The sequence below is a fragment of the Stenotrophomonas sp. YJH_SMC_37 genome (genome assembly GCF_059370035.1).
The window spans coordinates 417,163-429,216 of record NZ_JCAFTG010000002.1 but is presented as its reverse complement, the minus strand read 5'-3'; the positions used below and the strand labels follow the sequence as shown (position 1 = coordinate 429,216).

The 12,054-nt window shown below is 66.8% G+C and carries 13 protein-coding genes; 7 read left to right on the top strand and 6 right to left on the bottom strand.

The window, feature by feature from the left end:
- Positions 1-277 precede the first annotated feature (277 nt).
- A complete protein-coding gene (locus AC5P8J_RS04475; RefSeq protein ID WP_021202734.1) occupies positions 278-1,402 on the top strand; it encodes a pyridoxal phosphate-dependent aminotransferase in 1,125 nt (374 codons plus the stop codon).
- 95 nt (positions 1,403-1,497) lie between these two features.
- Here the strand turns inward: AC5P8J_RS04475 and zipA are convergent, their stop codons facing one another.
- The 6 genes from zipA to AC5P8J_RS04445 form a co-directional block, all read right to left on the bottom strand.
- Positions 1,498-2,235, bottom strand: coding sequence for a cell division protein ZipA (zipA, locus tag AC5P8J_RS04470; RefSeq protein WP_019660368.1), 738 nt, complete (start codon positions 2,233-2,235; stop codon positions 1,498-1,500).
- A 46-nt stretch (positions 2,236-2,281) separates the two neighbouring features.
- Positions 2,282-5,785 (bottom strand): chromosome segregation protein SMC, encoded by a 3,504-nt coding sequence (gene smc / locus AC5P8J_RS04465; protein WP_019660369.1) that lies wholly within the window; start codon positions 5,783-5,785, stop codon positions 2,282-2,284.
- A 260-nt stretch (positions 5,786-6,045) separates the two neighbouring features.
- Positions 6,046-6,495 carry a 50S ribosomal protein L9 gene (gene rplI / locus AC5P8J_RS04460; protein ID WP_021202733.1) on the bottom strand — a complete coding sequence of 150 codons (450 nt, stop codon included), beginning with the start codon at positions 6,493-6,495 and terminating at the stop codon, positions 6,046-6,048.
- Between the two features lie 104 nt (positions 6,496-6,599).
- Positions 6,600-6,830, bottom strand: coding sequence for a 30S ribosomal protein S18 (gene rpsR, locus AC5P8J_RS04455; RefSeq protein ID WP_002804494.1), 231 nt, complete (start codon positions 6,828-6,830; stop codon positions 6,600-6,602).
- 11 nt (positions 6,831-6,841) lie between these two features.
- Positions 6,842-7,279: a 30S ribosomal protein S6 gene (rpsF, locus tag AC5P8J_RS04450; RefSeq protein WP_005410228.1), complete on the bottom strand. Its 438-nt coding sequence runs from the start codon at positions 7,277-7,279 to the stop codon at positions 6,842-6,844.
- 221 nt (positions 7,280-7,500) lie between these two features.
- Entirely contained in the window at positions 7,501-7,839 is a 339-nt protein-coding gene (locus AC5P8J_RS04445) for a HesB/IscA family protein (protein ID WP_019660371.1), read from the bottom strand.
- Between the two features lie 128 nt (positions 7,840-7,967).
- On the opposite strand from AC5P8J_RS04445, the gene asnS reads away from it, so the two are divergent.
- The 6 genes from asnS (at position 7,968) to AC5P8J_RS04415 (ending at position 11,936) form a co-directional block, all read left to right on the top strand.
- Complete coding sequence (gene asnS, locus AC5P8J_RS04440) at positions 7,968-9,362, top strand: asparagine--tRNA ligase (RefSeq protein ID WP_134730866.1); 1,395 nt, start codon at positions 7,968-7,970, stop codon at positions 9,360-9,362.
- Positions 9,363-9,392: 30 nt separating this feature from the next.
- Positions 9,393-9,692: a hypothetical protein gene (locus AC5P8J_RS04435; RefSeq protein WP_005417403.1), complete on the top strand. Its 300-nt coding sequence runs from the start codon at positions 9,393-9,395 to the stop codon at positions 9,690-9,692.
- A 7-nt stretch (positions 9,693-9,699) separates the two neighbouring features.
- The gene (locus AC5P8J_RS04430) at positions 9,700-10,014 is read left to right on the top strand and encodes a hypothetical protein (RefSeq protein ID WP_019660373.1); all 315 of its coding nucleotides are present in this window, start codon (positions 9,700-9,702) and stop codon (positions 10,012-10,014) included.
- Positions 10,015-10,021: 7 nt separating this feature from the next.
- Positions 10,022-10,660 carry an FMN-binding negative transcriptional regulator gene (locus AC5P8J_RS04425; protein WP_021202731.1) on the top strand — a complete coding sequence of 213 codons (639 nt, stop codon included), beginning with the start codon at positions 10,022-10,024 and terminating at the stop codon, positions 10,658-10,660.
- 72 nt (positions 10,661-10,732) lie between these two features.
- A complete protein-coding gene (can, locus tag AC5P8J_RS04420; protein ID WP_005417406.1) occupies positions 10,733-11,395 on the top strand; it encodes a carbonate dehydratase in 663 nt (220 codons plus the stop codon).
- A gap of 19 nt (positions 11,396-11,414) precedes the next feature.
- Positions 11,415-11,936 (top strand): 3-hydroxyanthranilate 3,4-dioxygenase, encoded by a 522-nt coding sequence (locus AC5P8J_RS04415; RefSeq protein ID WP_026347065.1) that lies wholly within the window; start codon positions 11,415-11,417, stop codon positions 11,934-11,936.
- Positions 11,937-12,054 lie beyond the last annotated feature (118 nt).

Here is a 12,054-nt window from a genome sequence, read left to right as displayed (position 1 = left end):
GTGGTTCTGGGATGGCCGGGGATTCTACCGCGCCCGGCCGTCAGGCCCTGTAACGCCCTGCCTTCGCAGCGTCGAGCCATGCTCGACGGCCGCTCCCCTGCCCTGGTGGCCAACCTTCTCCCCTCCCGGCAGGTGCCGACCTTCTCCCCGCCCCGGCAGGTGCCAACCTTGGTTGGCACACCTGCAGCCGAGCATGGCTCGGCACTACAAAAAGCGGGCTTGCCGCCCACCGCGACCAGCGCTAGCGTGCGACGGTCTGCCCTTCGGAATCGTGCCCGTGACCCTGCCTGCTTCCCGTCGACGCTTCCTGCAACTGGCCGGTGCTGGCCTCGCCGTCGCTGGCAGCGGGCTGCCGCAGCTTGGCCATACCCAACCGGCGACAGCCGCCGCTCCCGCCCCCGCCGAAGGTGCGGTGCTGCTGAATTTCAACGAATGTCCCTACGGCCCCTCGCCTGCAGCCCAGCAGGCAGCACGCGACAGCATCGCCGGATGCGGTCGCTACCGCTTCGCGCTGGCAGGCCAAGTGCGCGATGCCTTCATCGAGCAGGCGCGCATCCCGGCTGATCACGTGCGCCTCTATCCGGGTTCCAGCGAACCGCTGAACCGTGCCGCCGTGCTGTGGACCGGGCCGCAGGCGGGACTTGTAGTCGCCGACCCGACCTTCGAGACGCTCGGCGAGGTCGCCGCCGCCCACGGTGCGCATGTGCAGAAGGTGCCGCTGCGCGAGGACGGTGCGCATGACCTGCGTGCGATGGTCGCTGCCGCGCACGCGCGCCCGACCGGGCTGCTGTATGTGTGCAACCCGAACAATCCGACTGGGTCGATCAGCCCGCCAGATGAGCTTGCCTGGCTGCTGGCCCACAAGCCCGCATCGACCCGCGTGCTGGTCGACGAGGCCTACCTGCAGTACAGCGATCAGCCCAGCCTGATCACCCAGGTGACGCAGCGCGATGACCTGATCGTGCTGCGCACGTTTTCCAAGCTGTACGGCATGGCCGGCCTGCGCCTGGGCGTGGCGGCCGCACATCCCGACCGTCTGCGCGAACTGGCCAGCCTGGGCGACAACCCGCTGCCGGTTCCGGCGCTGGCGGCGGCACTGGCCAGCCTGCGCGACCCGCAGCTGATCCCCCAGCGGCGCCTGCAGAACGCCACGATGCGGCAGGCCACCATCGCCTGGCTCGGCAAGCGCGGGTTCAGCTGCGTACCCTCGGAGGCGAACTGCTTCATAGTCGACGTGCAGCGCGATGGCAGCGCGTTCGCCAAGGCAATGGCGGAGAACGGCGTGGTGATCGGGCGCAGCTGGCCGATCTGGCCGCAGCGCGTGCGCGTAACGGTCGGCACCGAAGAGGAGATGGCCGCATTCCGCCGTGCGTTCGCCAAGGTGGCCGGCGTACCGGCCTGACCCTGTTGGTAGGGGCGAACCTTGGTTCGCCCCATCCACGCATGGCGTGGATCTACTGTTGTGGGTGCCGACCGTTGGTCGGCACACCATGGCGCTTACCAGCGAGGGGTCTTGGTCAGCGGCGGTGCCTGGTGCTGGCGGTCGTAGGCGCGCAGCTCGTCACGGATGTGCGCGATGCGTTGGCGCCCCAGGGCGTTGCGGCTGTCATCCAGCACCACGCCATCGAGCAGCTCGGCCATGCGCTGCACGGTCGGCAGCATCTTCTCCCAGGCGTCCAGCGCGGTCAGCGGCGCCGGCAGCGTCAGGAAGAATGCGATGGCCGGGGTTTCCATGGCGCGGATGTTTGCCATGTCGAAGCTGCCCGGCTTCATGATGCTGGCCATCGAGAAGATCGGCCCGCGTTCGGGGTGGCCTTCCACCAGGCGGTGGAACACGTTCATGTGGCCGAACACCAGGCCGGTCTTCTCTGCGGCCACCACGATGTCCTCGCCACGCAGCTGCTCGCCGGCCCGGGCGGCCACGAACAGCGAGACGATCTTGTCGAAATCCTGGGTGGCGCGCTTGCCGAGGTCGCTGGCGCCCGGGTCGGTATCGGTCAGGCCGAGTTCGGCCTGCTCGCCCTCCGTGCCCATGCCCGGTTCGACGCGACCCTCGGCCACGGCGACGCCGTCGTCGCCCAGCACCGGCTCACGGCGCTCGCCACTGGTGGGCTCCGCGCTTTCCACGCGGCGCCCCTGGGGCTTTTTCTTCGGACGGCCAAACAGGAAGATCGCGGCGATCAACAGCAGGCCGGCGGCCAGGATGCCGATGCGCAACAGTGCCGTGTCGGACATTCGATAGGTTCTCCGGCTAGTTCATTCAGGTAACTAGGATGGCACGTCAGGCCGCGCCCGCCAATCGCGCGGCCTCTTCCAGGTCCACGCTGACCAGGCGGCTGACGCCTGGCTCACGCATGGTCACGCCGGACAGCTGGTGCGCGGCCTCCATCGTCGCCTTGTTGTGGCTGACGAACAGGAACTGCACCTTCTCGCTCATTTCCTTGACCATGTTGGCCAGGCGGCCGACGTTGGCTTCGTCCAGCGGTGCGTCCACCTCATCCAACAGGCAGAACGGCGCCGGATTCAGCTGGAAGATGGCGAACACCAGCGCCACCGCGGTCATCGCTTTCTCACCGCCGGACAGCAGCGAGATGCTGGACACGCGCTTGCCCGGCGGGCGCGCCATGATGGTCACGCCGGTATCGAGCAGGTCTTCACCGGTCAGCTCCAGGTAAGCATGGCCGCCGCCGAACAGGCGCGGGTACAGCGCCTGCACGCCGGCGTTGACGCGGTCGAAGGTGTCCTTGAAGCGGCCGCGGGTCTCGCGATCGATCTTGCGGATCGCGTCTTCCAGGGTTTCCAGCGCTGTGGTCAGGTCGGCGTGCTGCGAATCCAGGTAGTCCGAGCGCTGCGACGCCTCGCCATACTCGTGGATGGCCGCCAGATTGACCGGCTCCAGCCGGCGCATTCGAGCATCGATCTGGTGGACCGCCTGCTCCCAGTCGCCCAGGCGGGCATCCTCGGGCAGTGCGTTGAGCACGTCCTGCAGCACGAAGCCGGCCTTTTCCACCGCCGCTTGCAGGGTGTCGGCACTGAGCACCAGCGCCTGCTGGTCGAGCTTGCGCTGCGAAATGCGCTCGCGCTGGACCAACGCCTGCTCGTCGCGCTGGTGGCGGGTCTGCTCGTAATTGCGCAGCTCAGCGTCGATGCCGTCCAGCAGCGTTCGCGCCTCGGTCAGCACGCGATCGGCGCGCACACGCTCTTCCAGCGCATTCTGGTGCTCAGCCTGCAGTGCTTCGATCGGCGAATCACCTTCGTCCAGCTGCGAATGCAGTTCGCCCAGCCGCGAATCCAACTGTCCACGTTGGGTGCCCATGCGTTCCAGCGCCTGGCTCAACGAGGCCAGCTGCGCCCGCTGCGATTCCAAAGTCAGGGCCAACGAATGCGCGCGCTCGCGTACCGCGCGGGCGGCATCGCGGGCCAGGTCGCGGGCTTCGGTCAGCTGGCGGCGTTCGCCCTCCAGCCGCTGCCGGGTCGACTCCAGGTCGCCCATGCTGCTGACCGCACTCTCCAACCGCGAGCGTGCTTCACGCGCCTGCTCGTTGTTGGCTTCAATGGTTTCCTGCAGCTGCTTCAGCTCGCCTTCGATGCGGTCGATGCGCGTGCGCGCCGCCTCCACCTTGCCCTGCTGGCCCTGCAACTGGCCGGCCAGTTCGGAGACCGCACGATGGGCCTGGTACAGCGCGCGCTGCGCGTCTTCACGCTGCTGTTCGGCAGCGTGCAGCTGCTCACGGAAACCGGCCAGCTGTTCTTCCAGCTCGGCCTCGCGGTCCTGCAGCTGTTCGATCTGCTCGCGAAGTTCCTGGATCTCGCGTTCGCGCAGCAGCGCACCCTGCTGGGCCGCGCCGGAGCGCGATACGCGCAGCCAGCCCTGGCCCAGGCGCTCGCCACCCTGGGTGATGACCGAATCACCTTCCGGCAGGCTGCCCTGCAACGCCTTCGCTTCGGAAAGGTCCTTGGCAGCATGCAGGTGTGCCAGCAGGCGACGGATCGCCACCGGGCCACGCACGCGCGCGGCCAGCGAGGTCGGGGCGACCTTCAGCTCGTCATCGCCGTTGGCGACCAGCGCAAGGTGACCATCGCCGAGCTCACCCAGGGCATCGACCAGGCTGGCCGGGTCATCGACCAGCACACCTTCGATCAAGTGGCCGAGCGCGCTTTCCACCGCGTTTTCCCAGCCGGCATCCACGTCGAGGCGCTCGCCGACACGCGCCGCAGAATCCAGCCCCCGCGCCTTCAGCCACGCGACTGCCGCGCCCTGCTCCTGGCCCAGCGCGGCCTGCTGCAGGGCCTCCAGCGAGGCCAGGCGGCCACGCAGGCCGTTGGCCTGCTTGCGCAGTTCGGCCAGTTCGTTCTGGCCATTGCGCTGCTGTTCCTGCACCGCCGCCACGCCCTGCTTGCGCAGCTCGACGTCTTCGCTCAGCTCATCCAGCGCAGCCTTCTGCGTGTCGTGTTGCAGGTGCAGCTGCTCGAAGGCCTCTTCCAGCGCATCCACATCCAGCCCGGCGCGCTCGGCGGCCAGGGCCTCACGACGCCGGTCGGCATCGAGGATCTGCTTGTCCAGATAGTCCACGCGCGTGCGCTCGACATCGCCGGCGCGCGAGGCTTCCGAACTCTGCGAGGTGTGCTGTTCCCAGCGCTGCTGCCAGCTGGCCAGCCGCTCTTCGGCCTCGCGCAGGCTTTCCTGCTTGATCTCGTTTTCTTCCTGCAGTGCTTCCAGCTGCGGAGTGGCGGCCTCCACCGCCTCACGCAGCACCCTCAGCCTGGCCTCATCACCGCTGATGTGCTGCCCCAGTTCGGCCAGGGCCTGCTGGGTTTCATCGCGTGCCTTGTGCAGGCGCTGCGACAACTCGCGCTGGTGCTGGATCTGCTGTTCCAGGCGCGCCAGCGTACTGCCAACCTGGTAGACCGCCGCCTGTGCGGTGTTGAGCGCGTCGGCAGCCTCTTCGCGCCGCGCGCGCGAGGTTTCGATGCGGGCTTCGGCATCACGCTGGTCGGCGATCAGCTGCTGCAGCCGCGTTTCTTCCTGCGACAATCCTTCGCGCAGCTTGGACAGGCGTCCGTCGAGGCCGCGGAATTCCAGCGCCTTCCACTCGGCGTCCTTGACCCGGCGCTCTTCCTGCAGGGCCTGGTACTGCTCGGCCTGCTTGGCCTGGCGCTTGAGGTGCTCCAGCTGCTTGCTGATCTCGTCGCGCAGGTCGCCCAGCCGGTCCAGGTTCTCGCGGGTGTGGCGGATGCGGGTCTCGGTCTCCTTGCGGCGCTCCTTGTACTTGGAGATGCCGGCCGCCTCTTCCAGGTACACGCGCAGGTCTTCCGGGCGTGCCTCGATGATCTGGCTGATCATGCCCTGCTCGATGATCGAGTAGCTGCGCGGCCCCAGGCCGGTGCCGAGGAACAGATCGGTGATGTCGCGGCGACGGCACTTGGTGCCGTTGAGGTAGTAGTTGCTGGTGCCGTCGCGGCTGACCGTGCGCTTGACCGAGATTTCGTTGAACGAGGCGTACTCGCCCGAGATCGTGTGGTCGGAGTTGTCGAAGATCAGCTCGACGGTGGCCTGTGACACCGGCTTGCGGGCATTGGACCCGGAGAAGATCACGTCGGTCAGCGAGTCGCCACGCAGGCGGCTGGCCGAACTCTCACCCATGACCCAGCGCACGGCGTCGATGATGTTCGACTTGCCGCAACCATTGGGCCCCACCACGCCGGTCATGTTGGTCGGCAGGTGCAGGGTGGTCGGATCGACGAACGATTTGAAGCCGGACAGCTTGATCGTGGAAAGACGCATAGGGGTTCCGGACTGGGGCCGGCAAGCGGCCTGCGTTTACCCTCCAAGTCATTGATCCTGTTGGGATCGATGACCGTGGAACGGGTGTGACGCCCTGAGTATACCGATGTGGCCGTGTTCTACGAATGGACGTGGAACATTGTCCAGCCCTGCCCCGTCGGCCCGGCCGGCCTCGACACCCTGGAGCGGGAGCCATAAAACAAAACGGGCACCCTTGCGGGCGCCCGTTCTGCGGTGATGCCAGGCCTTGCGGCGTGGGATCAGGCTTCGGCGACGACGACGACCTTGACGGTGGTCTCGACGTCGGCGTGCAGGTGGATCAGCACGTCGTATTCGCCGATGTTGCGGAAGGCGCCTTCGCCCAGGATGACTTCGCTCTTTTCCAGCGGCAGGCCGGCGGCGGTGAAGGCCTCGGCGATGTCGCGCGGGCCAACCGAGCCGTACAGCTTGCCTTCGGTCGAAGCGTTGGCGGCGATGGTCACGCTCGCGCCTTCCAGCTTGGCCTTGCGGCCTTCAGCGTCGGCGTGGATGGCCTGGGCCTTGGCTTCGTATTCGGCGCGCTTGGCTTCGAACTCGGCCTTGTTGCTCTCGGTGGCCGGCACGGCCTTGCCCTGCGGCACGAGGAAGTTGCGGCCGTAGCCCGGCTTCACATCAACCAGGTCGCCCAGGTTGCCGAGGTTGGTGACTTTCTGCAGGAGGATCAACTGCATGGTATTGCTCCAGATAAGTTATTCGTTAGCGAGGCAACGCCCCGCAACAAAGGCTGTCCGAATAGCTGGCACAGCGGGGGCGGCGTCGGGCCGCCCCGCCTGCATCAGACGTCGTGGTTGTCGGTGTACGGGATCAGGGCCAGGAAGCGAGCGCGTTTGACGGCGGTCGCCAGCTGGCGCTGGTACTTCGACTTGGTACCGGTGACGCGGCTCGGCACGATCTTGCCGTTCTCGGTCAGGTACTGGCGCAGGGTGTTGAGATCCTTGTAGTCGATCTCCTTCACACCTTCAGCAGTGAACTTGCAGAACTTGCGGCGACGGAAGAACTTGGACATGGGAAGGCTCCTTAGGCGGCGGAAGCGGCGTCGTCGCCGGCTTCGTTGTCAGCGGTGTTGTTGGACTCGCCTTCTTCGTCGTCACGACGACGGCGCTCACCGCGCTCCGGCTTGTCACCCTTCTCGTCCTTGCTCTTCATGATCAGCGACTGCTCGGTGTCAGCCTCGTCACGCTTGATGACCAGGTTGCGCAGCACGGCGTCGTTGAAGCGGAAGCTCTCGGTCAGTTCGTTCAGAACGGCCTGGTCGGCTTCGATGTTCATCAGCACGTAGTGGGCCTTCACCAGGTTCTGGATCGGGTACGCCAGCTGGCGGCGGCCCCAGTCTTCCAGACGGTGGATGGTGCCGTTGCCGTTCTCGACCAGCGACTTGTAGCGCTCGATCATGGCCGGGACCTGCTCGCTCTGGTCCGGGTGGACCATGAACACGATTTCGTAATGACGACTCATGTTTTTTTCTACCTTTCGGATGTGGCCTTGCGGCCGGACAGCCCCCCGTCGTTGAGACCGCGGTGGGGCAAGGGTTCCCGCCAGGGAGGCAGGAAGCCGCGCATTATGGCGCAGATGGGGTGGCCGGGCAACCGGTGGGCCACCTGACACCCTGAACCGGGGGCGAGCGCCCAGCCAACCCGGGTTGGGCGCTACCAGAACGATCAGGCCCCGGCCGGCCGTCAGGCCTTGTCGGCGTCAGTGGTGAAGCTCTCGCCGCAGCCACACTCGGCGGTGGCGTTCGGGTTGCTGAACGTGAAGGTCTCGCTCAGGCCGTGCTTGCCGAAGTCGATCACGGTGCCGTCCACCAGCGCCAGGCTCTTGGCGTCGACATAGATCTTCACGCCGTCCTGCTCGAACACGGTATCGCCCTCGCGCTCATCGCGGGCCAGGTCGGTGATGTGGCCCCAGCCGGAGCAGCCGGTCCTGGTCACGCCGAAACGCAGGCCCAGCGCGCCGGGGGTCTGGGCGACAAAGCGCTGCACGCGCTCGAAGGCAACGGGGGTCAGGCTGACGGCCATGGGGCTACTCCAGAGGTACGGGGACATTATAAGGAGCTGTGGCTGCGAAAAATGCCTCGCAAGCAGAACGCTGCAACCGGTAAACTCCCGTGTTCACAGATCGAGTCGATCAGCAGAGGATTCAAGTCATGACGGTGGTCAGCGTTGAACATGCGCTTGCCGGGAAGATCCCGGAAGGCGGCGAAGTCACGGTACGCGGATGGGTGCGCACGGTGCGCGGTTCAGCGAATCTGGCCTTCGTGAATGTGAGCGACGGCTCCTGCTTCGCCCCGATCCAGGTCGTGGCCAACGACACCCTGGGCAACTTCGACGAGATCAAGCGACTGACCAGCGGCTGCTCGGTCATCGGCACCGGTACCTTGGTGAAGTCGCAGGGCAAGGGCCAGTCGTTCGAGATCCAGGCCAGCACGCTTGAAGTGGTCGGCTGGGTCGAAGACCCGCTCACCTATCCGATCCAGCCCAAGCCGATGTCGCCGGAGTTCCTGCGCGAAGTGGCGCACCTGCGCCCGCGCACCAACCTGTTCGGGGCGGTCACCCGCATCCGCAACTGCCTGGCCCAGGCCGTGCACCGCTTCTTCCACGAGAACGGCTTCAACTGGATCAGCACCCCGATCATCACCACCTCCGACGCCGAAGGCGCCGGCCAGATGTTCCGCGTGTCCACCCTGGACATGGTGAACCTGCCGCGCGACGAGAAGGGCGCGATCGATTTCAGCCGCGACTTCTTCGGCAAGGAAACCTTCCTGACCGTGTCTGGCCAGCTGAACGTCGAGGCCTATTGCCTGGCGCTGAGCAAGGTCTACACCTTCGGCCCGACCTTCCGCGCCGAGAACAGCCACACCACCCGCCACCTGGCGGAGTTCTGGATGATCGAGCCGGAAATCGCCTTCGCCGACCTGGCCGAAGACGCACGCCTGGCCGAAGAGTTCCTGAAGTACCTGTTCCGCGCGGTGCTGAACGAGCGCAGCGACGACCTGGCCTTCATCGCCGAGCGCGTGGACAAGAACGCGATCACCAAGCTGGAAGATTTCATCAACGCACCGTTCGAGCGCATCGACTACACCGATGCGGTCAGCCTGCTGCAGAAGTCCGGCAGGAAGTTCGACTTCCCGGTGGAATGGGGCCTGGACCTGCAGACCGAGCACGAGCGCTGGCTGACCGAGGAACACGTCGGCCGCCCGGTGGTGGTGACCAACTACCCGGAGCACATCAAGGCCTTCTACATGCGCCTGAACGACGACGGCAAGACCGTTGCCGCGATGGACGTGCTGGCCCCGGGCATCGGCGAGATCATCGGCGGCAGCCAGCGCGAAGAGCGCCTGGACGTGCTGGATGCGCGCATGGCCCAGTTCGGCCTGGATCGCGAGCACTACAGCTGGTACCGCGATTTCCGCCGCTATGGTTCGGTGCCGCACGCCGGCTTCGGCCTGGGCTTCGAGCGCCTGGTGGTCTACGTCTGCGGGCTGTCCAACATCCGCGATGCGATCCCCTACCCGCGCGCCCCGGGCAGCGCGGACTTCTAAGCCCCAAACGACCACGGAGGTGCTGCCCCCATGACCCTGTTCTTCGCCCTCTGTTTCGTTGGCGTTGCAGTGGCCGGGTTCAGTGCCTTCGTGATCTTCTGGCCGCTGACCCTGGTGCACGTGCGCGACCGCCATCCGGCGCTCGCCGAGCGCTTCGGCAGCGGCGCCTTCCTCAAGCCCGATGCCCTGGCCTGGCTGCTGCGCCGCGACTATCGCCAGCAGCCGGACCGATCATTGTCCGGGCTGGCGACGCCGGCCTGGGTATCGCTGCTGACCCTGCTGGCCGGACTGGGCATGGCTGCCCTGCTCTGGCTGGCCTCGCTCTGGTAACACATCCATGAATGACATCACCACTTCGCGCGACAGCTGGTGGCTGGCCAGCCTCGGCAACACCCTGATCTGGGCACGCCTGCGGGTGCGCCCTGCCGGCACCGCCGAAGTGCTCGACAGCGACGGCAACACGCTGAGCTATGACAGTGAAGACACCGCCCGTTCGCAGCTGTTCGACGCTGAATTCGTCGAGTATGACGGCCTGGACGAGGAGGACGCGCTGGTGCGCGGCTTCAGCCTGCACGAAGTGCAGCCGCCGCAGGCCGACAGCGACGAGGGCCTGCGTGGCCGCATGATCCAGTCGCTGGGCGGGCGCGCCTGACCCTGGCATGTTCACCCCGCGCGCCTTCGCCGAGACCGACCTGCTCTGGCTGGACCGCCTGCTGGCGCGCGATCCGTTCGTCAGCGTGCTCACCCCGGGCAGCGATGGCCTGCCGGAGCTGACGCGGATGCCGGTGTTGTACCGGCGCGAGGGCGAGCGCATTGAGCTGCGCGGGCACTGGGCCCGCGCCAACCCGCAGTCGCGCCACAGCGGTGCGGCCAAGGTACTGGTCGATGGCCCGCACGGCTACGTCTCGGCCAGCTGGTATCCGGACAAGGAGCCCGCCGCGCGGGTGCCGACCTGGAACTATGCGGCCGCCGAGCTGCGCGGCCAGCTGCACACCTTCGACGACACCGATGCGCTGGCCGAACTGGTCGGCGCGATCAGCGACCGTTTCGAAGCCAGCGTCGGCCAGGCCTGGCGCTTCGATGCCGCGCGCGCCGAACACGGCGCGGAGCTGCGCGCCATCGTCGGCTTCCGCTTCCAGGTTGAACACGTGCAGCTGAAGCTGAAGCTGAGCCAGAACCACCCCGATGCGAACCAGCGTGCCGTGATCGCCGAACTGGAACAGCTGGGCACCCCTTCCTCCACCGAGTTGGCGCAGTGGATGCGCTGGCACCGCGAACAGGCCACCCCCAGCGGCTGAACGCCCCCGATTCCCGCGACGACGCAGCCGGACGGCTGCGGCGCGCCCCCACCCGACGCCAGGCATCCGAACATGAAAGACATCCACAAGCTGCTGCAGAACAACCGCGACTGGGCCGACCGCATCGAGAAGGAAGACCCGGACTTCTTCCACCAGCTGGCCAAGCAGCAGCATCCCGAGTACCTGTGGATCGGCTGCTCCGATTCACGAGTTCCGGCCAACCAGATCATCGGCATGGCACCCGGCGAAGTGTTCGTGCACCGCAACGTTGCCAACGTGGTCGCCCACACCGACCTGAACTGCCTGAGCGTGGTGCAGTACGCGGTGGACCAGCTGAAGGTCAAGCACATTCTGATCGTCGGCCATTACGGCTGCGGCGGCGTGCACGCCTGCCTGCACAATACCCGCGTCGGCCTGGCCGACAACTGGCTGCGCCACGTCGGCGACGTCGTTCAGAAGCACCAGGGCATCCTCGATGCGATCGAAGACGATGAACTCAAGCACGCCCGCCTTTGCGAGCTGAACGTGATCGAGCAGGTCGCCAACCTCTGTCGCTCGACCATCGTGCTGGACGCCTGGGCCCGCGGCCAGAAGCTGATGGTGCATGGCTGGGTGTACAGCCTGAAGGACGGTCGCGTGCGTGAAATGGGCATCGACGTAGGCTCGCTGGAAGAGCTGCAGCCGGCATATGAGAAGGCACTATCCTTCGTGCCGCGCAAGGGCCGTCGCGACTGATCCCCCACGGATGACCACCATGCTCGCTTCGCCGATCAACCTGCACGCCTGGATCGAAGAGAACCGCCACCTGCTGAAGCCGCCGGTGGGCAACAAGATGATCGACAACGGCGATTTCATCGTGATGGTGGTCGGCGGGCCGAATTCGCGCACCGACTATCACTACGACGAAGGCCCGGAGTGGTTCTACCAGCTCGAGGGCGAGATGGTGCTGAAGGTGCAGGAGGACGGTGCGGTACGTGACATCCCGATCCGCGCCGGCGAGGTCTTCCTGCTGCCGGCGAAGGTGCCGCACTCGCCGCGCCGCCCGCCCGGGGGCATCGGCCTGGTGGTCGAGCGCAAGCGCCTGCCGCACGAGAAGGACGGGGTGATCTGGCACTGCGAACGCTGCAACCACAAGCTGCACGAAGAGTTCTTCGCGCTGCAGAACATCGAGACCGACCTGCCCAAGGTGTTCGCGCGCTACCACGCCAGCCTGGAACTGCGCACCTGCAGCCAGTGCGGGCACGTGGATCCGCTGCCGGTGCCGGCGGCGGGCTGAAAGGCCGGTGGGCATGGCGATTGCTGTTACCTCCGCCGGGCACGGCCCGGCGCTACCGATGCGCGTGATCCCCAGGTAGCGCCGGGCCATGCCCGGCGAGCGCGCCGCGCGGCAGGCA

Excerpts from the sequence above, each read along its gene's own strand:
- zipA (WP_019660368.1), bottom strand. The coding sequence starts at position 2,235 with ATGTCCGACACGGCACTGTTGCGCATCGGCATCCTGGCCGCCGGCCTG.
- smc (WP_019660369.1), bottom strand. The coding sequence starts at position 5,785 with ATGCGTCTTTCCACGATCAAGCTGTCCGGCTTCAAATCGTTCGTCGAT.
- rplI (WP_021202733.1), bottom strand. The coding sequence starts at position 6,495 with ATGCAGTTGATCCTCCTGCAGAAAGTCACCAACCTCGGCAACCTGGGC.
- rpsR (WP_002804494.1), bottom strand. The coding sequence starts at position 6,830 with ATGTCCAAGTTCTTCCGTCGCCGCAAGTTCTGCAAGTTCACTGCTGAA.
- rpsF (WP_005410228.1), bottom strand. The coding sequence starts at position 7,279 with ATGAGTCGTCATTACGAAATCGTGTTCATGGTCCACCCGGACCAGAGC.
- AC5P8J_RS04445 (WP_019660371.1), bottom strand. The coding sequence starts at position 7,839 with ATGGCCGTCAGCCTGACCCCCGTTGCCTTCGAGCGCGTGCAGCGCTTT.
- asnS (WP_134730866.1), top strand. The coding sequence starts at position 7,968 with ATGACGGTGGTCAGCGTTGAACATGCGCTTGCCGGGAAGATCCCGGAA.
- AC5P8J_RS04435 (WP_005417403.1), top strand. The coding sequence starts at position 9,393 with ATGACCCTGTTCTTCGCCCTCTGTTTCGTTGGCGTTGCAGTGGCCGGG.
- AC5P8J_RS04430 (WP_019660373.1), top strand. The coding sequence starts at position 9,700 with ATGAATGACATCACCACTTCGCGCGACAGCTGGTGGCTGGCCAGCCTC.
- AC5P8J_RS04425 (WP_021202731.1), top strand. The coding sequence starts at position 10,022 with ATGTTCACCCCGCGCGCCTTCGCCGAGACCGACCTGCTCTGGCTGGAC.
- can (WP_005417406.1), top strand. The coding sequence starts at position 10,733 with ATGAAAGACATCCACAAGCTGCTGCAGAACAACCGCGACTGGGCCGAC.
- AC5P8J_RS04415 (WP_026347065.1), top strand. The coding sequence starts at position 11,415 with ATGCTCGCTTCGCCGATCAACCTGCACGCCTGGATCGAAGAGAACCGC.